The sequence below is a fragment of the Streptococcus sp. E24BD genome, from assembly GCF_041807825.1.
In the GTDB taxonomy this organism is placed as follows: Bacteria; Bacillota; Bacilli; order Lactobacillales; family Streptococcaceae; genus Streptococcus; species Streptococcus entericus.
In genome coordinates this window covers 1-23,880 of sequence record NZ_JBGTZB010000017.1, presented here as the reverse complement: position 1 = coordinate 23,880, position 23,880 = coordinate 1, and the positions used below count along the sequence as shown (strand labels likewise).

Annotated in this window: 16 protein-coding genes; all 16 read left to right on the top strand. The window is 47.6% G+C overall.

Features of this window, described 5'->3' with window-relative positions:
* The gene (locus tag ACERC5_RS05545) at positions 1-774 is read left to right on the top strand and encodes an alpha/beta hydrolase (RefSeq protein WP_373658968.1); all 774 of its coding nucleotides are present in this window, start codon (positions 1-3) and stop codon (positions 772-774) included.
* Between the two features lie 276 nt (positions 775-1,050).
* Positions 1,051-2,334, top strand: coding sequence for a homoserine dehydrogenase (locus ACERC5_RS05540; protein WP_373658969.1), 1,284 nt, complete (start codon positions 1,051-1,053; stop codon positions 2,332-2,334).
* A gap of 1 nt (position 2,335) precedes the next feature.
* Positions 2,336-3,202, top strand: coding sequence for a homoserine kinase (gene thrB / locus ACERC5_RS05535; RefSeq protein ID WP_373660354.1), 867 nt, complete (start codon positions 2,336-2,338; stop codon positions 3,200-3,202).
* Between the two features lie 391 nt (positions 3,203-3,593).
* On the top strand, positions 3,594-5,084 hold the full coding sequence (locus tag ACERC5_RS05530) for an amidase (RefSeq protein ID WP_373658972.1): 1,491 nt from the start codon (positions 3,594-3,596) through the stop codon (positions 5,082-5,084).
* Between the two features lie 108 nt (positions 5,085-5,192).
* Positions 5,193-6,056, top strand: a complete 864-nt coding sequence (locus tag ACERC5_RS05525; RefSeq protein WP_373658973.1) for a transporter substrate-binding domain-containing protein — start codon at positions 5,193-5,195, stop codon at positions 6,054-6,056.
* A 673-nt stretch (positions 6,057-6,729) separates the two neighbouring features.
* Positions 6,730-7,401 (top strand): amino acid ABC transporter permease, encoded by a 672-nt coding sequence (locus ACERC5_RS05520; RefSeq protein WP_373658974.1) that lies wholly within the window; start codon positions 6,730-6,732, stop codon positions 7,399-7,401.
* A gap of 70 nt (positions 7,402-7,471) precedes the next feature.
* Positions 7,472-8,125 carry a uracil-DNA glycosylase gene (gene ung, locus ACERC5_RS05515; RefSeq protein ID WP_373658975.1) on the top strand — a complete coding sequence of 218 codons (654 nt, stop codon included), beginning with the start codon at positions 7,472-7,474 and terminating at the stop codon, positions 8,123-8,125.
* A 99-nt stretch (positions 8,126-8,224) separates the two neighbouring features.
* Positions 8,225-10,195 (top strand): cell surface ecto-5'-nucleotidase Nt5e, encoded by a 1,971-nt coding sequence (gene nt5e, locus ACERC5_RS05510; RefSeq protein ID WP_373658976.1) that lies wholly within the window; start codon positions 8,225-8,227, stop codon positions 10,193-10,195.
* 80 nt (positions 10,196-10,275) lie between these two features.
* Positions 10,276-12,234, top strand: coding sequence for an NAD-dependent DNA ligase LigA (gene ligA, locus ACERC5_RS05505; RefSeq protein WP_373658977.1), 1,959 nt, complete (start codon positions 10,276-10,278; stop codon positions 12,232-12,234).
* Between the two features lie 11 nt (positions 12,235-12,245).
* Entirely contained in the window at positions 12,246-13,268 is a 1,023-nt protein-coding gene (locus tag ACERC5_RS05500; protein ID WP_373658978.1) for a diacylglycerol kinase family lipid kinase, read from the top strand.
* A gap of 21 nt (positions 13,269-13,289) precedes the next feature.
* Positions 13,290-15,608 (top strand): type I pullulanase, encoded by a 2,319-nt coding sequence (gene pulA / locus ACERC5_RS05495; protein ID WP_373660353.1) that lies wholly within the window; start codon positions 13,290-13,292, stop codon positions 15,606-15,608.
* 72 nt (positions 15,609-15,680) lie between these two features.
* Positions 15,681-17,552 carry a 1,4-alpha-glucan branching protein GlgB gene (glgB, locus tag ACERC5_RS05490; protein WP_373660352.1) on the top strand — a complete coding sequence of 624 codons (1,872 nt, stop codon included), beginning with the start codon at positions 15,681-15,683 and terminating at the stop codon, positions 17,550-17,552.
* A 28-nt stretch (positions 17,553-17,580) separates the two neighbouring features.
* The gene (locus ACERC5_RS05485; protein ID WP_373658981.1) at positions 17,581-18,720 is read left to right on the top strand and encodes a glucose-1-phosphate adenylyltransferase; all 1,140 of its coding nucleotides are present in this window, start codon (positions 17,581-17,583) and stop codon (positions 18,718-18,720) included.
* The gene (gene glgD / locus ACERC5_RS05480) at positions 18,710-19,843 is read left to right on the top strand and encodes a glucose-1-phosphate adenylyltransferase subunit GlgD (protein WP_373658982.1); all 1,134 of its coding nucleotides are present in this window, start codon (positions 18,710-18,712) and stop codon (positions 19,841-19,843) included. The genes ACERC5_RS05485 and glgD overlap by 11 nt, the downstream gene beginning before the upstream one ends.
* Entirely contained in the window at positions 19,840-21,267 is a 1,428-nt protein-coding gene (gene glgA, locus ACERC5_RS05475; RefSeq protein WP_373658983.1) for a glycogen synthase GlgA, read from the top strand. Before glgD ends, glgA begins: the two co-directional genes overlap by 4 nt.
* A gap of 48 nt (positions 21,268-21,315) precedes the next feature.
* Positions 21,316-23,727, top strand: a complete 2,412-nt coding sequence (locus tag ACERC5_RS05470) for a glycogen/starch/alpha-glucan phosphorylase (protein ID WP_373658984.1) — start codon at positions 21,316-21,318, stop codon at positions 23,725-23,727.
* The last annotated feature ends 153 nt before the right edge of the window (positions 23,728-23,880 follow it).

The window sequence follows — 23,880 nt, the reverse complement described above, 5'->3', positions numbered from 1 at the left end:
ATGGCTGTTTTTAACATCGAGTATTTTTCGCAAGTTTTGGACATGGAGTGGAACGTCAATGTTATCTACCCAGATGCTAGTCGAGTGAATGAGCCCGACTTGACGGACATTCCTGTGCTCTATCTCTTGCATGGCATGAATGGCAACCACAACAGCTGGCTTAAACGCAGTCACATCGAGCGCTTGGTTCGTCAGACCAATCTGATTGTGGTTCTGCCCAACACCAGCAACGGTTGGTACACGGATACCCAGTATGGTTATGCCTACTATACCGCCATCGCTGAGGAGTTGCCGCGCGTGCTCAAGCGTTTCTTCCCTAATATGACTGACAAGCGCGAGAAGACCTTTATCGCAGGTCTATCCATGGGTGGCTATGGTGCCTTTGCCTTAGCTCTCAAGACCAACCGCTTCGGTTATGCGGCTAGCCTATCTGGGGCCCTCACCTTTGAAAACTTTACAGCCAAGGAGCTGGCCAAGCCCGCTTACTGGCAGGGCGTCTTTGGTCAGGTGGATGACTGGACGACCTCTCCTTATGCTTTGGAGACAATGGCAGAGCAGCACGACAAAGAGACCCAGTTCTGGGCCTGGTGCGGTGAGGAAGATTTTCTCTATCAGGCTAACCTGACGGCTGTTGACCGCTTGAGAGAGCTAGGATTAGAGGTGACTTTTAGCCACTCCGCAGGAACTCACGACTGGTATTATTGGGAAAAGCATCTGGTTGACATTCTCAACTGGCTACCAATCGACTTTGTCATGGAAGAGCGACTGGACTAAAGCAGCAACAGACAGCTAGTCAAACCTGTTAAACCGATGAAGGAAATCATTCACTCAAGGATTAAGTCTACTTGCTCTTGCTATTTCATTTTAGGACAGCAGTCGACAAGAGGGGAGTATGACTTTTCTGAAAAAAACACTTGTGATAGTGAAACTGTTACAGGTGTTTTTTCATCCCTAAGAGAGTGAAGACGAGGTGATTCGGCTAGCTTTTGTAAACCTGTTTGTGTTATAATTTGAAAGATACATCATTTAGAAAAAAGAGTGAGGACAAACGTGATTAAAATTGCACTATTAGGATTTGGAACGGTAGCCAGTGGTGTGCCATTCTTGTTGGAGGAAAATGCCAGCAAGATTGAGCAGGCTGTCGGAGGACGACTAGAGATTTCCAAAATTCTGGTTAAGGACGAATCAGAAAAACAACGTCTTGTAGAGGCTGGTCAGGACTATCATTTTGTTACCGATGTGGCAGAGATTATGACTGACCAAGATATTGCAATCGTGGTTGAGTTGATGGGACGGATTGAGCCGGCAAAAACCTTTATCAGTCAGGCATTGGCAGCAGGCAAGCACGTGGTATCAGCTAATAAAGACTTGATTGCGGTGCATGGCAAGGAACTGTTGGCGCTGGCCAATCAGCACCAGGTTGGGTTTTACTATGAGGCGGCGGTGGCTGGTGGCATTCCGATTTTGCGGACACTAGCAAACTCTCTGACAGCTGATAAGGTCACTCGTCTGTTGGGGGTGCTCAACGGCACCTCAAACTTCATGCTAACCAAAATGGTGGACGAAGGCTGGTCTTATGAGCAGGCACTGGCAACTGCACAGGAGCTGGGTTATGCGGAGAGCGATCCGACCAACGATGTCGAGGGGATAGATGCGGCCTACAAGGCTGCTATCCTTAGTCAGTTTGGTTTTGGCATGACGGTTGATTTTGAGACCGTTCGTCACAGTGGGATTTCGACCATCACGCCTGCTGATGTGATCATGGCTCAGCAACTGGGCTATGTCATCAAACTGGTTGGTGATGTGCGTGAAACAGCATCAGGCTTATCAGTTGAGGTGGCGCCGACCTTCTTGCCAAAATCGCATCCGCTGGCTAGCGTCAACGGCGTCATGAACGCTGTCTTTGTGGTGTCTATCGGTATCGGTCAATCCATGTTTTATGGACCAGGAGCAGGTCAGAAACCGACAGCGGTGTCTGTCGTGGCGGATTTGGTCAAATTGGGCAGAGCCATCACAAATGGTCAAGTGATTTCAGCTTTTAATGGTTTTGCTCAAGAGACTCATCTGGCTCAGCCTGAGGACGTGACGAACTCCTACTATTTTGCTCTGTCCATCAAGGATGAAGCAGGTCAGTTCTTTAAGTTAGCTCAGCTATTTGCCAAGGAAAACATCTCCTTCCAACAGGTGCTACAAACTGAAGGGGACGGCGAGACCGCTCGTGTTGTGATTGTCACCCACGAGATGAGTTTAGTACAGCTGGATCGGGTACGGACGCAAATTGCAACAGCAGATCAAGTAACCCTGCTCAATCACTTTAAGGTACTGGGGGTGTGAGATGAAGATTATCGTTCCAGCGACCTCAGCCAATATCGGACCGGGTTTTGACTCGGTTGGTGTGGCAGTGTCCAAATACCTGACGGTTGAGGTGCTAGAGGGTACAGAAAACTGGATCATCGAGCATGACTTGAGTGAGGAGATTCCTGCTGATAAGACCAACTTGCTCATTACAACAGCGCTTGAAGTGAGTGAGAACCTGTTGCCACATCGGTTAAAGATGAGCAGTGATATTCCTCTGGCTCGAGGGCTGGGGTCATCGAGTTCCGTGATTGTGGCGGGGATTGAACTGGCTAATCAGCTGGGGAACTTGCAACTGTCTGATGAGGATAAATTACGGATAGCCAACAGCATTGAAAGGCATCCTGACAACGTTGCCCCAGCGATTTTTGGTAATCTCGTCGTGGCGTCTTATGTGGATGGGGAACTGAGCCATCTGGTAGCACCCTTTCCTGTCTGCTCGCTCTTGGCTTACATTCCGAGCTATGAGCTCAAGACTAGCGAGAGCCGTGGGGTCTTGCCTGAGACCTTGTCTTACAAGGAAGCAGTAGCGGCCAGTGCGGTATCCAATATGGCTATTACGGGCCTATTGACAGGTGATATGGTGCTGGCTGGCAAGGCTATTCAAAATGACCATTTCCATGAGCCTTACCGTCAACGTCTCGTCAGAGAATTTGCCAGTGTCAAATCGACTGCTCTGGCAGCTGGTGCTTACGGGGTCTATCTGTCAGGAGCAGGTCCAACCATCATGATTTTAGCCCCTAGAGACAAGGTAGAACTCATCAGTCAGGCGGTCAACCGTTTGGGTCACGATGGTGAGCTAGTGCAGTTGATTGTCGACACCCAGGGGCTAAGGGTAGAAAAGTAAGCCAGCAAAGGTGCAGTTGCTTGTGGCGGGAGTTGACCTCCTCCCATTTGCTAAAAAAGGTGACATTTGTCCATTGCCAAGTGCTTTTATAGCCTTTAGTTGCGTTATACAAGGTGACATGCAAGATGCACATCACTAAGAAAATCATGCCGCTAGCTATCATGAAAAGTCGCTTGCAAGCCTGACTTGAGGCTTGCAGTGAGAGTCTGTCAGAACAGGACACGTACCGTTTTCAGACTTTTCTAGACCACGATGAATGGGGGCTGGTCGTTGATGAACTACTTGACATGCTTAATCAGGGTGAGTTGGCGATTGAACCAGATGTAAAAGATGACTTGCAGGACATGGCTAAGGAAACGGAATGTTGTGATAGAGGAAAGGAGAAAGACGAATGGAAGAAGAGCTGATCCGTCAGGATGCCACGGGGCTGGCAGAGCTGATTCGCCAAAAAGAGCTGACGGCGCGTGAGCTGGTGGAGAAGACTATCCAGCGTATAGAACGTCTCAATCCGCTCATCAATGCGGTTGTCAGTACCCAGTACGAGGAGGCGTTAGCGATTGCTGACCAGTTAGACCGACAAGGGACGTCAGACCGTCCTTTTGCGGGTGTTCCTATCTTGCTCAAGGACCTAGGTCAAAACCAAGCAGGGCAACTCTCGACTTCTGGCTCACGGCTTTTTGCCAATTATCGTGCCAGCACCACAGATAACCTGGTCAAACGATTGGAGGAGCTTGGTTTTGTCATTCTTGGTCGCACCAATACGCCTGAGTTTGGCTTCAAAAATATCTCTGATAGTAGTTTACACGGTGCAGTCAATCTCCCTCGAGAGTTGACCCGAAATGCAGGCGGATCTAGCGGAGGCGCAGCAGCAGCGGTGGCAGCTGGGCTTGTGCCGCTAGCAGGAGCTAGTGATGGCGGCGGCTCTATTCGGATTCCGGCTAGTTTTAATGGCTTAATCGGACTTAAACCTAGTCGTGGTCGGGTGCCAGTTGGTCCGACGTCTTTCAGAGGATGGCAGGGAGCGTCTAGTCATTTTGCCCTGACCAAATCCGTTCGTGACACCAGAAATTTGCTCTGGGACTTGCAGACTTGCCAGCTGGAGAGCCCATTTCCTCTGCCGACCTTATCTCAGGAAAGCTTTTATCAGCCGATTAAGACATCGTTAAAGATCGCCTATTTTCCCCAGTCTCCTGTGGGAACACAGCTGTCAGAAGCCGCCCAAGCAGCGGTGGCAGAAGCCGCCCAAGCCCTGCGTGACTTGGGGCATGATGTGGTTGAACTGGACGACTACCCTGTCGATGCGGTGGCGCTCTTGCAGTCTTATTACCTGATGAACAGCGTGGAAACTGCTCAGATGTTCGCTGAGATCGAAGAGGGGCTGGGACGGCAAGTGACGCCTGATGATATGGAACTGATGACCTGGGCTATTTATCGGAGTGGTTTGACCATTCCAGCTCAAGTCTATTCAAAAACGCTGCAAGACTGGGATCGGTTCAGTCATCAGATGGCGGTCTTCCATGAGACTTATGATGTGCTGTTGACCCCGACAGTGGCTGATGTGGCGCCTCTACACGGTCAGTTAACCCCATCAGATGCGGTGCGTCAGCGATTAATCCAAATGGATCACTATACCATGAGCCAGCAGCAGGAGCTGATCTGGGAGATGTTTGCGCCAGCCCTTGCCGTGACACCAATCACAGCGCATGCCAATCTGACAGGACAGCCTGCGCTCAGCCTGCCAACCTATGAGCGATCAGACGGTTTGCCTATCGGTATTCAACTCATGGCGGCTAAGGGTCGGGAGGATATGCTCCTTTCAATAGCTGAGCAGTTGGATCAGACAGGTGCTATAAAACAGCTGGCAGTTGCCCAACTGTTATAGGTTAGAAATGTGAGTTGTTCGGTTAAAAACGCTTGCCAAAAGTGATTTGACGTGTTAATCTATAGAACGTGGTAGGTTTACCAACAAAAAATAGGAGATAGCTAACTCATGTTGAAAAAACTAAGTGCTCTATTTACTCTCGGTTTGTCGCTGGTTCTAGTGGCTTGTTCTGGCAAGTCAGCTGATACTGCTAAAGAAACCACCCAGTGGGAAAAGATTGAACAAGCAGGTGTCATTAAAGTTGCAACGCCAGGAACCTATTGGCCGACGTCGTTTCATAATGACAAGGACGAATTGACAGGGTACGAAATTGAGCTATTAAACGAAATTGCTAAGCGTCTCGGTATCAAGGTGGAATACCAAGAACTGGCTTTTGCAGAATCCTTTGCTTCTGTTGATAACGGTAGTGTTGACCTTTTTGTGAACAATCTAGACAGTACCCCAGAGCGTGAGGAAAAGTATAATCTCTCTGTTCCTTACAAATACTCTGTCAGTGGGATGATTGTCCGTGCAGATGGGTCATCAGGCATCGAAAAAGCTGACTTGTCTGACTGGAAGGGCAAAAAAGCTGCTGGTGAAGCAGGAACCAACTTTATGAAATTGGCAGAAAAACTTGGTGCAGAATTGGTCACTTATGACAACGTGTCAGGCGATGTTTACCTACGCGACGTTGAGAATGGTCGAACAGATTTCATTCCAAACGATTACTACACCCAAGCGCTCTATGTCGAAATGATGAAGGAACAGTTCCCTAACCTTGCCATGGGTAAAGCCAAGTATAACCCAACCAAACAAGCCATGGTGATGAACAAGGCTGATAACAGCTTGAAACAGAAAATCGATCCAATCATTGAAGAGATGATTGCTGATGGCACTTTAAAAGCTTTGTCTGAAAAATACTATTCAGGTGCTGATTTGACTAAGCCTGAAGAGGGTGCGGATAAATTGCCAGTAGTTGATTTTTCAAAATAAAACATCATAGAGGGACAGCCAACCAGACTGACAGCAGTCGGTGCTGTCGCTTTTTTTTGATGAAAAGTCCTAAACGTTATATGGATTAGTAGGTCATGCTGAACTTTTTTAAGAGGAGGTGACTAAAAAACCTCCCAAAGGAGGTCTTTAAAGTGGTTACTAGAACATAAACGATATCGAAGCGATTGCTGCTAGGATAGCGAAAACTATTTTCCAAGCAAGGGTATGCTTTTTGAAAAGTTTATCAGAAAAAAGAACGATCAAAAGGCAGATCCAAAAAAAGATGACTTTATATACTATGAAAAGTTACCACTTGCGCTTAGCGCATCCTTTCTAATGTCTTGCGACGATGTGTTTAACATCGCTTGAGTGCTTATTATATATTATAATTGTATTATATCAAAAAATACAAAATGTTTCAAATCGTGCGTGAATCCTTGAACGAATCGATGGATAGAAAGCCTAGAGGAAGCTTTGGAAATGGCAGTGTTGAGTGGAAGACGAGCTTTTTCAAGATAGGTCTAATGAATGTTAAGGCTTGACTGTTAGTGAATGAACCAGGCTTGGCGGTCTGACATATTGAAAAGTACAGTTGAGGTTTGGCGCTTGACTTAGCCTCTCATCTTCTCGTGTTGGAGATCAATAGCATAAATAGATCAAAAGGAGAAAAAATATGGATATTCGCTGGGAAGCAATGTTTAACCCTGAGGTGGCCAAGGAAGCTATCCCCAAAATTTTAGAGGGCTTGCCCTGGACCTTGGGCTTATCACTGATTGGTTTTGGCTTAGGAACACTATTAGGCTTTTTCGTGGCAGTGGCTCGGTTGTCGCGTTTTGCTCCCTTGCGCTGGCTGGTGCAGGCACATTTATCCCTGATGAGGGGGATTCCTATGATGGTGTTTCTCTTTTTGATTTATTTTGGTCTACCTTATGTTGGGATAAAATTTGATGCGGTAACCTCTAGCATTTTGGCTTTTAGCATCATGTCTAGTGCTTACATTTCAGAAATAATTCGCTCCTCCTTGCAGGCGGTTGACAAGGGGCAATGGGAGGCGGCACGTGCTCTAGGGTTACCCATCGCTAGCATCTACCGTAAGGTGATTATTCCCCAGGCGTTTAGGATTGCCTTACCGCCGTTGAGTAATGTCTTATTGGACATGGTTAAAAGTACAGCCATTACCGCCATGATCAGTGTTCCAGAGATGTTTCAAAAGGCAAAAATCGTCGGTGGAGCCAGGTGGGACTACATGACCGTTTATATTTGTGTGTCGCTGATTTATTGGGTGATTTGTACCCTCTATGCTTTGGGGCAAGCAGAGCTGGAAAAGCGGCTACAGGTCTATTAACTGGTTCAAGGATGGTTTGATTTTTTAGGTTAAGTCCTGTACAATAAAGCCAAAAAAAGGAGGTCGAAACATGGCACATTCAACATGGCATGACTTGATTAAGTCAGAGCTACCTGAGGGGTATTTTGCCAACATCAATCATTTTTTAAATGACGTTTATGCACAGGGAACAGTCTATCCGCCAAAGGATAAGGTCTTTGCTGCCCTGCAAACAACAGCCTTAGAAGAAGTCAAGGTGGTTATTTTAGGTCAGGATCCCTATCACGGCCCCATGCAAGCGCAGGGCTTGTCTTTTTCTGTTCCTAATGACCTGCCTGCTCCGCCATCTCTCCAAAATATCCTCAAGGAGCTAGCTGACGATTTGGGTGAGCGGTCTCATCATGATTTGACACCATGGGCTGAGCAGGGGGTTTTGCTCTTAAACGCCTGTTTGACGGTGCCTGCTGGTCAGGCCAATGGGCATGCTGGTCTTATCTGGGAGACCTTTACAGATGCGGTTATCCGGGTGGTTAATCAGCAAGCGCAACCAGTTGTTTTTATCCTCTGGGGATCTTATGCACGAAAGAAAAAAGCACTGGTGACTAACCCTCAGCATTTGGTGTTAGAATCAGCCCACCCTAGCCCCTTATCGGCTTATCGTGGTTTTTTTGGCAGCCGTCCTTTTTCAAAGGCAAATGCATTTTTGACTAGTCGGGGCTTGCTAGAAATTGATTGGCTCCGTTAAAGACGAATATTTTGTAAAAATAAACTATTATTACTTTATTCTTGAACGATATTCCTGTATAATAAAAAGTGTGAAACGTTTTTATTATTGGAGGATATGATGAAGAAAACATCGTTGCTATTGCCAACATTGTCTGGTCTCTTTTTGTCTGCGACAATCTTGTCCACAACAGTTCAGGCAGAGGAGACAGCTGGAAGTCAGCCATCATCTGACCAGGTTACCATTCTTCACACCAACGACATTCATGGTCGAATTGAGGAAGGACGTGATGTGATTGGTATGGCCAAGCTTGCGACAGCAGTGGAAGAAGCCCGTCAAGAAGGACCGACTTTAGTCTTAGATGCTGGTGATGCTTTCCAAGGTCTACCGATTTCTAACTCGACTAAGGGTGAGGACATGGCTGAGCTCATGAACGACATCGGCTATGATGCGATGGCAGTTGGGAACCACGAGTTTGACTTTAGTTTGGAACAGGCTGAAAAGTATAAACAATCTCTGAACTTCCCGCTTCTCAGTGCCAACACTTATGTCAATGGTGCTCGTCTGTTTGAAGCGTCCACGATTGTTGACAAGACACCTGACGTCTCTGGTGATGAGTTTGTCGTTATCGGTGTGACCACACCTGAAACATCAACTAAAACCCATCCAAATAACGTTAACGGCGTTGAGTTTCGTGATCCGATTACAGAAGTGAACAATGTTATCACTGAGATTGAGGCACGCCAGTCCTATAACAACTACGTTATCCTAGCCCACTTGGGGATTGATAGCACAACTCCTGTGGCATGGCAGGGCAGTACCCTAGCAGAAGCCTTAGCAGCTAACGAACTCTTGAAAAATAAGCGGGTGATTGTCATTGACGGGCACTCACATACTGTTTCTCAAGCCAAATATGGCACTAATGTGACCTACACGCAGACAGGAAGCTACCTTAATAATATTGGTAAAATCACGCTTTCTCAAGCAGGTGTAGAAGCTGGTCTTATTACGATGAAAGACGGCAAAGCTTTAACAGCTAACTCAGCTATTGCTGAAAAGGTAGCTGCCATCAAAGCAAAATACGATGCAGAGAACGCTGTTGTTGTTCTGGACAATAGCCCTGTTGAGCTTAATGGCGACCGCGAAAATGTTCGCGTTCGTGAAACCAATTTGGGGAATTTGGTTGCTGATGCCCTTTGGGACTACGGTCAAACAGGGTTCAGTCATCCGACTCATTTAGCAGTGACAAATGGTGGTGGCCTTCGTGCGACCATCGCTAAGGATAAACCAGTGACCAAGGGTGATATTATTGCTGTTTTGCCATTTGGTAACATTATTTCCCAGATCGAAGTGACTGGTCAGCAGATTAAAGACATGTTTACCAAGTCATTGGGTTCTATCACACAGCAAAAGGACGGTCAGCCGGTTCTTGATAGCAATGGCAATCCCTTACTTGAAGCTAGCGGTGGCTTCCTCCATGTGTCTGGGGCATACGTCGTCTATGATACCAATCTACCTGCGGAGGAACGGATTTTAGGCATTAAAATTTATGACAAGGTAACTGACAGCTATCAGGACTTGGATTTAACCAAGACCTACTACCTAGCAACCAACGATTTCCTAGCAGCAGGTGGTGATGGCTACAACATGCTCGGCGGTAAACGCGAAGAAGGGCCAAGCATGGATAGCGTGCTCTCCGATTTCCTCAGAAAAACTGAAATTTCAGAAGAGCGCTACGGTAAGATTAACCCAGAAACTCGTCTCGTTTCTGTTAAAAAAGACCTGGATACCGATGGCGATGGTTTTGTAGATTATGTAGAGCTTCTAGCTGAGACGAATCTAGAAGACAAGAACGATTATCCAGGTAAAACAACTCCGCCAGTAACTAGCCAACCGACAACGTCTACCCCAACAGCTGAAATCCAGACAAACCAGCCGACAGCATCATCAGTGTCAGCGCAAACTCCAATAAACTCTAGCAAACCAAGCTTGCCAAATACAGGAGAGCAAGGCTCAGGCGTTGCTCTTCTCGGAAGTGCAGCCCTTGTTGCAGCTCTAGGATTGGCTGGTTTGAGAAGACGCTCTAAATAAGCTAATAAACACTAGATTGGTGATGCCAGTCTAGTGTTTTGTCATGTTCACTGATGCACTTTGTATGGTATAATAGTCCTATGCAAGAACAGATGAAAACCTTGGTTGAGCAACTCAACCGCTATGCTTATGAGTACTATACCTTGGATAATCCCAGTGTGTCCGACAGTGAGTATGATCAGCTCTATCGTCAGCTGGTTGAGTTAGAGACTGCTTATCCTGAGTTTGTCTTATTTGATAGCCCAACCCATCGTGTGGGTGGTGTGGTTTTGGCAGGTTTTGACAAACACCAGCACGCCTATCCCCTCTTTTCCTTACAAGATGTCTTTTCTTTAGAGGAGTTAGAAGCATTTGACCGTCGAGTAAAGGCGGAGTTCCCACAAGCGACCTATCTGGCAGAGCTAAAGATTGATGGGCTGTCAATTTCGCTGACTTACGAGGCAGGGAAACTCGTTGTGGGTGCGACACGTGGTGATGGGACAGTCGGTGAGAATATCACCGAAAACCTCAAGCGGATTAAGGATATTCCCCTGACTCTGCCTGAGCCCGTCGACCTGACTGTTCGGGGAGAGGCTTATTTGCCACGGGCTGCCTTTGACCGTATCAACACAGAGCGGCAGGAAGCAGGCGAGCCTGTCTTTGCCAATCCACGAAATGCGGCGGCGGGGACCTTGCGTCAGTTGGATACGGCTGTGGTTGCCAAGCGTCAGCTGGCGACCTTCCTCTATCAGATAGCAGGGGCAATCAGCCTAGACAGTCAGGAGGTGGTGTTAGCCAATCTGCGCCATCTGGGCTTTTCGGTCAACAATCGTTCGCTCATATCTAGTGATATGGCGGAAATTTGGCGATTTATTGAAGAAATAGCCGAGCAGAGGAACAGTCTTCCATACGATATAGATGGGATTGTGATCAAAGTTAACAGTCTAGCCATGCAGGAGGAATTGGGGGTTACGGTTAAGGCGCCCAAGTGGGCTGTCGCCTATAAGTTTCCGGCTGAGGAAAAAGAAGCCGTTATCCAGTCGGTGGATTGGACCGTTGGTCGGACAGGTGTGGTGACACCGACTGCCAATCTGACCCCAGTCCAGTTGGCAGGAACGACTGTCAGCCGTGCGACCTTGCACAATGTTGACTACATTGCGGACAAGGATATTCGGATTGGAGATACGGTTATCGTCTATAAGGCGGGTGACATCATTCCAGCTGTTCTGCGTGTGGTAGAAAGCAAACGTACCCTGCAAGAGCCTATGGCAATTCCAACCACCTGCCCCTCCTGTCAGGCAGAACTGGATCACTACGCTGACGAAGTAGCTCTGCGATGCATCAACCCGCTCTGTCCTAGCCAGATGAAGGCTCGTCTGGAACATTTTGCCAGTCGTGATGCCATGAACATCGCAGGTCTAGGTCCATCTGTGGTTGAGAAATTATTTGCCAAAGGGCTGGTACATGATGTGGCTGATCTTTATCAGTTGACCATCGACCAGTTGCTGACCTTACCAAATGTCAAGGAAAAATCAGCTACCAAGCTCTACGAAGCTATCCAAGCTAGTAAAGATAATTCAGCAGAGAAACTGCTTTTTGGCTTGGGCATTCGGCATGTGGGCAGTAAAGCCAGCAAGCTCCTCCTAGAAAAGTTTGGGAGTATACAAGCGCTAGCGACGGCTGAGGAAGATGACATCGCTGGAATAGATGGTTTAGGTGGGGTGATTGCCACCAACCTGCTCAGCTATTTTGCCACGGAAGGCGCTAAACAGGTCCTTGCGGAGTTCGAGGCGAGGGGAGTTAATCTCGCTTATCTCGGTCAACGGGTGGCGGCAGATGCTCAGCTGTCGGGACTAACCGTAGTTTTGACGGGTAAGTTGGAGCGCCTGACCCGAAGCGAGGCTAAGGAAAAGCTAGAAGCCTTTGGCGCCAAAGTCTCAGGCGCTGTGTCTAAGAAAACTAGCCTTGTCGTTGCAGGTGCAGATGCGGGGAGTAAACTAACCAAAGCGCAAGAACTGGGTATTCCGGTCCGCGATGAAGCTTGGCTCGAGAACCTGTAGGAGGTAACGAAATGCAAAAACGTGCACGATTGATTTATAATCCGACCTCTGGTCAGGAGCTGATGCTCAAGGCAGTGCCGGAAATTTTGGAGATTCTGGAAGGTTTTGGCTATGAGACGTCTGCCTTTCAGACTAAACCAGAGGCGAATTCAGCGCTTGAAGAAGCCAAGCGAGCTGCTTTGGCAGGTTTTGATTTGATTGTTGTTGGTGGAGGGGACGGTACGATAAACGAAGTGGTCAACGGCATTGCACCGTTAGATAAACGTCCAGCTCTTGCTATTATTCCAGCCGGCACCACCAATGACTATGCTAGGGCTTTGAAAATTCCGCGTGGGAATCCTGTTGCAGCAGCAAAACTGATTGGTAAAAATCAGGTCTTGCAGATGGATATTGGGCGAGCTTACGGGGAGCGGTATTTTATCAATATCGCTGCAGCGGGTAGCTTGACAGAGGTGACGTATGCTGTGCCTAGCCAACTCAAAACCATGTTTGGTTACCTCGCCTATCTGGTTAAGGGAGTGGAGTTATTGCCTCAATTGACCATGATTCCTCTTCGGATTGAGCACGATGAGGGTGTTTTTGAAGGGGAAGTCTCTCTCATCTTTGCAGCCTTAACCAACTCGGTTGGAGGGTTTGAGCAGCTAGCACCAGATGCTCAGCTGGATAATGGATTTTTCACCTTGATTTTAATCAAGACAGCTAATTTGCTGGAAATTTTAGATTTGATTCGCTTGGTCTTAAACGGTGGCAAACATATCGAGGACAAGCGTGTGGTTTACATCAAAACCAGAACCATCACCATTCACCCAACAAGTGATCAACGCATGATGATTAACCTGGATGGCGAATATGGCGGTGATGCCCCAATTAAGTTGGAAAATCTAAATAAGCATATTACCTTTTTTGTCAATACAGATGACATTGCCGATGAGGCGATGGTGGCTAGCCCTGCCGAACTCGAACGCCTTGCTATGGCTCAAAAGTTTAGTCATGAGGTAGATGACTGGGAGAAAAGGGCTCCAAAACAAGAATAGAAGGGGATAAAAACAAGCAAAATGGTACTAGAAAACCGTGTAACGGTTCATTTTCATAGTCGGTATAAAAATTATTTTGACCTCAATTTGTGGCAATGGCGGGACTTTCAAGAGGGAAAAGAAGCGCATTTTCAACGTTTTGACAGCTTTGGTGCGGTCGCGAACCTCACCTACCCTGCTCCTTATTTCCTCCCCAAGGTCTATGTGATGATAAAGACGAAAAACTGGGGGGAAAAAACGAGTGACTACGCCATTCACCGTGAGTTTGGTATGAAAAAGACCGAGATTTGGTTGGTAGATGGTGACGAGATGGTCTATTATTCCCGTCAGGCAGCAGTAGCTAGCCCTCACTATGGTCGTCGTCAGCCGCATGCCTATGATATGGCGGTCAATAGCAGAGCTTTTGATCACAAGTGGGGATTCTCAGGTTGGTTAGGGGCTAGGTATAGTCCGGATGCAGCTGAGTTTCGCCTCTGGGCACCGACCGCTGAACGCGTTGAACTAATTTTTTATCAGTCTACTGAGGATAGAGCTAGTGTCCGTGAGGTGTTCGAGATGGAGCGAGGTCAGGTCAGCAGCCCGGATGACCATCAGCAAAACACCTGCGGTGTCTGGTTTGCGACTATACCTGGTGACCATAACTATCAGGCTTATCGCTACCGGATTTACTACCGCAAGCGAACCTTTAAGCACAGTAGGGATCCTTATGCCACAGCGACAACAGCTGATGGGAAACGGTCAGTCTTGATTGCACCTGAGGAGTTAGTTCCGACAGGATTTGAGGTTGTTCATGGTGCAGCAGCTTCTTGGCGACTGGATAATCCTAATCAGGCCGTCATCATGGAAATGCATATCCGTGATTTTTCGAAGTCCCCTACCTCTGGTATTTCTCCAGAACATCGAGGGAAGTACTTAGGGGCTATCGAAAAAGGAACGATTAACCAGTATGGGGATAAGACAGGCTTTGATTATGTGACGTCTCTGGGGGTAAACTATATCCAGCTTCAACCAGTCTTTGATCACCACCAGACTTTTGATGACGAGGGGAACTATGCCTATAACTGGGGCTACGACCCTGAAAATTACAATGTCCCAGAGGCTTCTTTTGCCAGCAACCCGCACAATCCAGCTACTCGAATTTTAGAGCTCAAGCAAGTTATCCAAGCCTACCATGAGGCAGGAATTGGGGTGATTTTAGATGTGGTTTACAACCATACCTACTCCAACCGTGATTCAGCCTTTCAGCTGACAGTGCCTGATTATTATTACCGCATGACGGCAAATGGGTCTTTCCACAATGGATCAGGCTGTGGGAACGAGACGGCGAGTGACAAGGAAATGTTCCGCAAGTACATGATTGACTCCATCCTCTACTGGATAAAGGAATATGGGGTAGACGGTTTTCGATTTGATCTCATGGGACTGCACGATGTGGAGACCATGAATGTCATTCGCCAAGCTGTTGATGAAGTTGACCCTCGGATTCTCCTCTATGGTGAGGGGTGGGACATGGGGACAGGCTTGATTCCAGAGGCTAAGGCTAAAAAAGCCAATGCTCACCTGATGCCTGGGGTCGGATTTTTCAACGACGACCAACGTGATGCCATCAAAGGGGCAGAAGTCTATGGTGATTTCAAACGTGGTCTTGTTTCAGGGGCTGCGACAGAAGATGTTGTGGCTAGAAGTATTCTCGGCAGTGATGAGCTTAATGGCTATCTCACACCACATCAGGTTCTCAACTATATCGAAGCCCATGACAACTACAACCTTAATGACCTTTTTTGGCACTTGCACCCAGATGATGACGAGGAAATTCATCTCAGGCGCATCGAAGTTGCCAATGCCCTCAATCTGCTCCTGCAGGGCATGTGCTTTGTTCAACTGGGGCAGGAGTTTGGACGAACAAAACTTTATCCGACAGGGGAAAATGGTCAATTGACTCAGGATGACCGAGAGCGGGCCATGAATTCTTACAATGCTCCTGATGAAGTCAATCAGGTGGATTGGGATTTGGTGACGACTAACAAAGAGATGGTTGAACGGTTAAGGAACTTGATTGTTCTGAAAACGACGGACAGTGCTTTTTCATCTCCGACCTTTGAGGAGATTCGCCAGAAGACTTTTGTTAATTTTGCTGATAAAGGTTCGGGAATTATAGAATTTTCAGTAAGCGGAGAAAAAAATTACAAAATATTTTTCAATAATAGTGGAAAAAATCTCGAAATACAGATGACAAGTATCGAGAACTGTGCTATAATAGGAACAAATAGTAAACGTTTCCGTTTAACTCATTTAGAATTGGAACCGTTGACTTATCTGGTCCTTGACAATCAAAACTAATCCTTTTTTTAAGGGTTGGTTTTTGTTTTTTAGAATAATGTCAAACGTTTGACATAAAAAGGAGGGATTTATTTGGGAAAACAAGAAGTAACATGGCTCTTTGGACAAGGTGAGCAGTACTATGCCCAGAACTTTCTAGGGGTTCACCGTGAGGGGGATGGTTATGCCTTTCGGGTTTGGGCACCAAATGCGCAAGCTGTTGCTCTTATTGGTGATTTTACCGACTGGACAGCTCAGCCATTGCCCATGGCAAAAGATGAAGCAGGTATTTGGGAGGCCGTGAGCACCCAAGCGCATGAAGGGCAGCTCTACAAGTATCTGGTGACACGTAGCGATGGCTCGCAGGTGGAGAAAATCGACCCTTTTGCCCGCTATCTGGAAGCACGTCCAGGGACAGCGGCGGTTATCAAGACCGATTGGTCCTACAAGTGGGGTGATGGGCTCTGGATGGGGCGGCGCAAGCGCTGGGGCTTTAAGGAGCGGCCGGTCAATATTTATGAGGTGCATGCTGGTTCTTGGAAACAAGACGAGACGGGCAAGCCTTATACCTTTAAGGAGTTAACGGCGGAGTTAATCCCTTATCTGGTCGAGATGAACTACACCCATGTGGAGTTTATGCCCCTGATGGCGCATCCACTTGGCGCGTCTTGGGGCTACCAACTCATGAGTTATTTTGCCTTTGAGTATAGTTATGGGACGCCTGAGGATTTTCAAGCCTTTGTGGACACTTGTCACCAGCACAATATTGGGGTTTTGGTTGACTGGGTGCCTGGGCATTTTACCAGAAATGATGATGCCCTAGCCTATTATGATGGGACACCGACCTTTGAGTATCAGGGAGAGCATGAGGCCAACAACTACCGTTGGGGAGCGCTTAACTTTGACCTTGGGAAACATCAAGTTCAGTCCTTCCTGATTTCCTCAGCCCTTTACTGGATTGAGCATTATCACATTGATGGCATTCGTGTCGATGCGGTTAGCAACATGCTCTACCGAGATTACGATGATGGCCCTTGGTTGCCAAACAAGGACGGTGGGAACCATAATTTAGAAGGCATTGCATTCTTGCAGAAACTCAATCGGGTCATAAAGGAACGCCATCCTGATGTCATGATGATTGCCGAGGAGTCGACCGCTGCAACACCGATTACCCAGCCGATTGAGCAGGGCGGTCTTGGTTTTGACTACAAGTGGAACATGGGTTGGATGAATGATATTCTCCGCTTTTACGAGATGGACCCCATCTATCGGCAGCATGAGTTCAATCTAGTGACCTTCAGCTTCATGTATTGCTTCAATGAGAACTTTGTCCTGCCGTTTTCCCACGATGAAGTTGTCCATGGCAAGAAGAGCCTCATGCACAAGATGTTCGGTGATCGGTACAACCAGTTCGCTGGTCTGCGCAATCTCTACACCTACCAAATTTGCTACCCTGGGAAAAAACTGCTCTTTATGGGCAGCGAGTTCGGTCAGTTCCTCGAGTGGAAACACGACTACCAGCTGGAGTGGAGCAATCTGGAGGACGAGATGAATGCCAAGATGCAAGCATTCACACGTACCCTCAATCAGTTCTACAAGGATAACAAGGTGCTCTGGCAGATTGACGACCGTTATGAGGGACTTGAGATTATCGATGCGGATAACCGTGCGGAGTCTGTCCTGTCCTTTATTCGGAAAAATGCCAAAGGCGAGCTTCTGATTTGCGTCTTTAACATGGCACCTGTTGAACGACCAAGTTTTACCATCGGTGTGCCTATGGCAGGGCTTTATGAAGAAGTCTTCAATACAGAACTTGAAATCTATGGTGGCGTATGGAAAGAGCATAATCCGCTAACCAAAACACAACAAGGTCTCTGGAAAGATTATCACCATACCCTTAGCTTCACTCTCCCAGCCCTCGGTGCTTCCATCTGGAAGGTTAAGCGCAGGGACAGAAAGCAATAAGAAAAACAATAAAAAAGAGGAAAAACCTATGAAAAATGAGATGTTAGCCCTTATTCTAGCAGGTGGTCAAGGCACGCGCCTCGGCAAGCTGACCCAAAGCATCGCCAAGCCTGCTGTGCAATTTGGCGGTCGCTACCGCATTATCGATTTCGCCCTGTCTAACTGTGCCAACTCAGGCATCAACAACGTCGGTGTCATCACCCAGTACCAGCCCTTGGCGCTCAACAGCCATATCGGGAACGGTTCTTCTTGGGGACTTGATGGGATCAATAGCGGAGCGACTATCTTACAACCTTACTCCGCTACAGAAGGCAACCGTTGGTTCCTAGGTACCAGCCATGCCATTTATCAAAACATCGACTACATTGACAGCATCAATCCAGAGTATGTCCTGATCCTGTCAGGTGACCACATCTACAAGATGGACTATGATGACATGCTCCAGACCCACAAGGACAATCAAGCCAGCCTGACAGTGGCGGTTATCGACGTACCACTTAAGGAAGCTAGCCGTTTTGGCATCATGAACACGGATTCCAATGACCGTATCGTTGAGTTCGAGGAAAAACCAGCCCAGCCAAAATCAACCAAGGCTTCCATGGGGATTTATATCTTCAACTGGGCCCGTCTGCGTGAACTTTTGGTCTCTGCTGAAAAGAACAATATCGATATGTCTGACTTTGGTCAGCATGTCATCCCAGCCTATCTGGAGTCTGGTGAGCGGGTTTACACCTATAACTTCTCAGGTTATTGGAAAGATGTCGGCACCATCGAATCCCTCTGGGAGGCTAACATGGAGTATATCGCTGTTGATAACGAACTGGACAGTCGTGACCGTTCATGGAAAATTTACTCCAAAAACCATATCGCACCGCCAAACTTTATCACCGAGACAGCCAGTGTCAAGGATTCTTTGGTTGTTGATGGCTGCTTTGTGGCAGGTAGTGTTGAGCACTCCATTTTGTCAACCAATGTTCAGGTCAAGGAAGGGGCTGAGATTAAGGACAGCTTCATCATGACCGGGGCTAAGATTGGTAAAGGGGCAAAAATTACTCGTGCCATCATCGGAGAAGGAGCGATTATCAGTGACGGTGTTGTGATTGATGGGACGCAAGAGGTGCAAGTAGTGGGTTACGATGAGAAAGTAGGTATTCCAAATGAAGATTGATAAGTATTCAGCGATTTTAGGCAATGCGGTTGGCTACCCAGACATGGGCAGCTTGACAGACAACCGTCCTCTGGCTGCTCTGCCATTTGACGGCAAATACCGCCTGATTGACTTCCAGCTCTCAACACTGGCCAACGCAGGTATTCGTAGTGTCTATGGGATTTTCCGTGGGCAAAATATCCGCTCAGTCTTCGACCATATCCGATCTGGTCGGGAGTGGGGATTAAATACCCTGCTCAGCCATTATTTCCTTGGGTTCTATCAGACGGATGTGGCCAGTGAGGTGACGGACAGGGACTACTATGAGCAGATTTTGACCTACCTCAAGCGATCAGGCTCTGACCAGACAGTCTACATGTCCTGTGATATCCTCAGCAACATCAATCTTGAAGGTGTGCTTCACCTCCACAATGTCAATAAGCGCAATATCACGGTCGTTTACAAAAAATTGCCAAAAGAGGCTCGTTCGGATGCCAATGCCATCTTGACCATCGATGAGGGGGACAACGTTGTTGGTATCGAAAACAATGATACCACGGTTGAAACGCAAAATATGTCAGCTGACATTTATGTTGTTAACACGCCTTGGTTGATTGAAAAGATGGAAGAGGAAGCTAAAAAGGACAATCCGAAGAAGCTCCGCTTCCTCTTGCGCGAGCTGATTGTGTCTGAAAAAGCTCTGGCTTTTGAATACACTGGCTACCTGTCCAATATCAGCTCCGTCCAGTCTTATTATAAGGCTAACATGGACATGCTGGATCTGCAGAAATTCCACTCACTCCTTTACACTAATCAAAAAGTGTACACCAAAGTGAAAAACGAAGAGGCGACTTATTTTGCAGACGGCTCTAAGGTGACCAATTCCCAATTTGCCTCTGGTAGCATTATTGCTGGTGAGGTTGACCATTCCATCGTGTCTCGGTCTTGCCGTGTGGAAAAAGGTGCTCATATCGCTCACTCAGTGGTCTTTCCAAAGGTCACCATCGAAGCTGGGGCAAGGGTTGAGTATGCCATTATTGATAAGTCTGTCACTATTCCAGCTGGTGTGACCATTCGTGGCAGCAAGGACAATCCGATTGTTATCGGTAAGGGTCAAGAAATCACAGGAGACATTATCGGATGAAATTATTATTTGTCGCGGCAGAAGGGGCACCTTTTGCCAAGACAGGAGGCTTAGGCGATGTCATTGGGGCATTGCCTAAATCTCTTGTTCAGCATGGGCACGAGGTGGCGGTGATGCTACCTTACTACGACGTGGTGGCAGGTAAATTCGGCGATCAGGTCGAGGAGGTTTGCTATTTTTACACTCAAGTTGGCTGGCGTCGTCAGTATGTCGGCATCAAGCGTTTGGTGCGTGACGGGGTGACCTTCTACTTTGTGGATAATCAGCATTATTTTTTCAGAGGTAAGGTTTATGGGGACTGGGACGATGGCGAGCGCTTTGCCTTCTTCCAACTGGCAGCCTTGGAAGCTATGGAGCAGGTCGGCTTTATCCCAGATGTGCTCCACGTCCATGACTACCACACCGCCATGATGCCATATTTGCTCAAGGAAAAATACGACTGGATTGACGCTTACCGTGGGATTAAGACGGTGTTTACCATTCACAATATCGAGTTCCAAGGGCAGTTTGACCCTGCCATGCTGGGAGACTTGTTTGGGGTTGGTGCTGAGCGTTATGAGGATGGCGCCTTGCGCTGGAATGATTGCCTTAACTGGATGAAGGCTGGCGTGCTCTATGCCGATCGTGTGACGACGGTCTCACCCTCCTATGCTGAGGAAATCATGACCCCTGAGTTCGGCAAGGGCTTGGACGTGATTATGCGGATGGAAGCTGGTAAGTTGACGGGGATTGTCAATGGGATTGATACCGATCTGATTAATCCGGAGACCGACCCGCACCTGCCTGCACACTTCTCCGCAGGAGACCTATCTGGTAAAACGATAAACAAGGCGCTCTTACAGGAAAAATTGGGTCTGCCTGTGCGGGCAGATGTTCCTCTGATTGGGGTCGTGTCTCGTTTGACCGACCAAAAAGGCTTTGATGTGGTGGTCAGCGAGCTGCACCATATCCTGCAATTTGATGTGCAGGTTGCCCTTTTGGGAACTGGTTATGCCGATTTTGAGCAGACCTTCGCTTGGTTTGCTAGCCAATACCCAGATAAGTTGTCGGCTAATATTACTTTTGATTTGGGGTTGGCTCAGCAGATTTATGCGGCTAGCGACCTTTTCCTCATGCCGTCAGCCTTTGAGCCTTGTGGACTGTCTCAGATGATGGCCATGCGCTACGGCAGTCTGCCCTTGGTGCATGAGGTCGGTGGTCTACGTGACACGGTTCAACCTTACAACCAATTTGACAAGTCAGGGACAGGATTCGCCTTTAAAGGGCTTTCAGGGTATTTGCTGACCAAAACACTTGAAAATGCCTTGGATGTATATTATAATCGTCAAGATGACTGGGCGACATTACAGCAGTCAGCCATGTCTCAGGATTTTTCATGGGAGACAGCTAGCCTAGCCTACATCAATTTATATGAGCAATTATAGACGGCTGCTTTGCCATTGCCAAAAAAATAAAAAGGATACTTAAAACACATGACTTTTTTTGAAAATGACCTGACGGTGGAGCATTTTGTCCGCGATTTCAAGGACAAACTCCATCAGGAAAATGCTATCAAGGTGGCAACGGCGACGCCATCAGAACTTTTTGTCGCCTTAGCGCGAGTGGTGCGCAAATATGCGACCCGTCCATGGCTTAACCGCAAACAGGAATTGGTTGATAAGCAACAAAAAATTGCTTACTATTTCTCCATTGAATTCTTGCCAGGACGGATGCTGGAGACAAACTTGCTCAACTTGGGCATTTTAGACACGGTTAAGGCAGGTTTTAACGAGCTAGGGATTGATTTTGATGCGGTGAAAAATGCTGAGCACGACATGGCGATCGGTAACGGTGGTCTTGGGCGTCTGGCAGCGGCCTTCATGGATTCCCTAGCGACCACAGGCTATCCAGGTTGTGGTAATGGTCTCCGCTACCGCTACGGTCTCTTCAAGCAACGGATTGTTGATGGTTATCAGGTGGAGTTGCCAGATACTTGGTTCGGGTCAATTGGTAACGTCTGGGAAGTCCGTCAGGACCACGACATTGTTGATGTCAAAATCTACGGCAATGTCTACCTGCAAATGGACGACAACGGCAAGTTTAAGCCTGTTTATGAAAATGCCCAGACCCTGCGTGCTGTGCCTTACGATGTACCTCAGATTGGCTTCCAAAACGGCGTGGTCAACAACTTGCGCCTCTGGGATGTCGAAATCCCTGAGGAAGAGGAACTCCACTACCCAACCATCGAGAGCCGTCGTCGGGTTAAGGACATCACTGCAGTGCTCTACCCTGAAGACAGCAGCATCGAAGGCAAGAAGCTCCGCTTAACGCAAGAGTATTTCATGACCTCAGCTGGCCTTCAAACCATCATCAAGTCCTATCTCAAGCAGGGCTTGCCGCTGGAAGCTATCCATGAAAAAGTTTCTGTCCACATCAACGACACCCACCCTGCGGTTGCACCAGCTGAGTTCATGCGTCTTTTGATTGATGAGTATGGCTTGGAGTGGGATTTGGCTTGGGCGACGACCGTCAAAACCATGAGCTACACCAACCACACCATCTTGGCAGAAGCCTTGGAAAAATGGGATGCCGGTCTCTTTACAGAGGTTCTTCCACGGATTACCCAGATTATCCACGAGATTGATAATCGTTTTGTCGCAGAACAAGCTGGTTTGGGTCGCGATACGGACTTAATCAATCGCACACGCATCATTCGTGACGGTCAGGTCCACATGGCGCATTTGGCTATCATTGGTGGGCATTCGGTTAACGGGGTGGCCAAGCTCCATTCAGACCTGTTAACTGAGGATACCTTGCGCGATTTCTATTTGCTGTATCCTGAGAAGTTTAACAACAAGACCAATGGTATCGTGCAGCGCCGCTGGACGCAAATTGCGGCACCTGAGTTGTCTGCTGCCATTGATGAAACCATTAGCAATGGCTGGCGCACGGATATTCACGAGCTCAGAAAACTGACTGCCTTTGCTGATGATGAGGCTGTGCTTGATACGTTCTATCAGGTCAAGCAGCAGGCCAAAGCCCGTCTAGCAGCTTATATCAAAGAGACAACAGGTGTTGAGGTGTCGACAGATGCCATCTTTGATGTGCAGGTCAAGCGTCTCCATGCCTACAAGCGCCAGTTGCTCAATGTCCTTCATATCATCAAACTCTATCATGACTTGAAGGATAACCCAGACAAGGACATGGTGCCTCGTGTCTTCATTTTCGGTGCCAAAGCAGCACCTGGCTACCACTTTGCCAAGTCTGTTATCAAACTCATCAACGAATTGGCTAACCTCATCAACAATGATGCCAACCTAAATGGCAAACTCAAGGTGGTTTTCCTTGAAAATTACAACGTCAGCTTGGCTGAACTGATTATCCCAGCGGCGGATGTGTCAGAGCAAATTTCTCTAGCTTCTAAGGAAGCTTCTGGAACTTCAAACATGAAATTCATGATGACAGGTTCCGTGACTCTAGCGACCCTTGATGGGGCTAATATCGAAATCAAGGACGAGTGTGGCGATGACAACATTGTCATCTTTGGTATGACCAAGGACGAGGTTTACGCGCACTACGCGGCTCATGATTATTACGCCCGTGGGGTTTATGAGAACAATCCTGTCCTACGCCGTGTGGTCGATACCTTTGTCAATGGGACGATTCAAAACAGTCAGCGCGAAGGTGGCGAGATTTACGATGCTCTGATTACCCATAACGATGAGTATTTCTTGCTGGAAGATTTTGCGTCCTACGTGGCAGCGCAGGAGCGCATTGATGCCCTTTATCGTGACAAGAAGACCTGGTCACGCATGAGCCTAATGAATATTGCGACTTCTGATAAATTTACCTCCGACGATACCATCACCCAGTATGCTGAGGAGATTTGGAACTTGGAGAAATAATCTAAAAGTCAGCCTAGTGCTGGCTTTTGAGGCTCTTTGTCAACTGTAGTGGGTTGACCCACTTAACACCGAGAGAGGACAGTTCTTGTCTTCTCTCGTTTTATGTTTATGGCAATGAAAATGCGAGTTTTGTCTTTTCAAAGTTTCTGAAAC

What these genes read in the sequence shown, in the direction of transcription:
- ACERC5_RS05470 (WP_373658984.1), top strand. Translation starts at nt 21,316, where the DNA reads ATGACTTTTTTTGAAAATGACCTGACGGTGGAGCATTTTGTCCGCGAT.
- glgA (WP_373658983.1), top strand. Translation starts at nt 19,840, where the DNA reads ATGAAATTATTATTTGTCGCGGCAGAAGGGGCACCTTTTGCCAAGACA.
- nt5e (WP_373658976.1), top strand. Translation starts at nt 8,225, where the DNA reads ATGAAGAAAACATCGTTGCTATTGCCAACATTGTCTGGTCTCTTTTTG.
- thrB (WP_373660354.1), top strand. Translation starts at nt 2,336, where the DNA reads ATGAAGATTATCGTTCCAGCGACCTCAGCCAATATCGGACCGGGTTTT.
- ACERC5_RS05545 (WP_373658968.1), top strand. Translation starts at nt 1, where the DNA reads ATGGCTGTTTTTAACATCGAGTATTTTTCGCAAGTTTTGGACATGGAG.
- ligA (WP_373658977.1), top strand. Translation starts at nt 10,276, where the DNA reads ATGCAAGAACAGATGAAAACCTTGGTTGAGCAACTCAACCGCTATGCT.
- ACERC5_RS05525 (WP_373658973.1), top strand. Translation starts at nt 5,193, where the DNA reads ATGTTGAAAAAACTAAGTGCTCTATTTACTCTCGGTTTGTCGCTGGTT.
- ACERC5_RS05530 (WP_373658972.1), top strand. Translation starts at nt 3,594, where the DNA reads ATGGAAGAAGAGCTGATCCGTCAGGATGCCACGGGGCTGGCAGAGCTG.
- glgD (WP_373658982.1), top strand. Translation starts at nt 18,710, where the DNA reads ATGAAGATTGATAAGTATTCAGCGATTTTAGGCAATGCGGTTGGCTAC.
- ACERC5_RS05520 (WP_373658974.1), top strand. Translation starts at nt 6,730, where the DNA reads ATGGATATTCGCTGGGAAGCAATGTTTAACCCTGAGGTGGCCAAGGAA.
- ACERC5_RS05485 (WP_373658981.1), top strand. Translation starts at nt 17,581, where the DNA reads ATGAAAAATGAGATGTTAGCCCTTATTCTAGCAGGTGGTCAAGGCACG.
- ung (WP_373658975.1), top strand. Translation starts at nt 7,472, where the DNA reads ATGGCACATTCAACATGGCATGACTTGATTAAGTCAGAGCTACCTGAG.
- ACERC5_RS05500 (WP_373658978.1), top strand. Translation starts at nt 12,246, where the DNA reads ATGCAAAAACGTGCACGATTGATTTATAATCCGACCTCTGGTCAGGAG.
- pulA (WP_373660353.1), top strand. Translation starts at nt 13,290, where the DNA reads ATGGTACTAGAAAACCGTGTAACGGTTCATTTTCATAGTCGGTATAAA.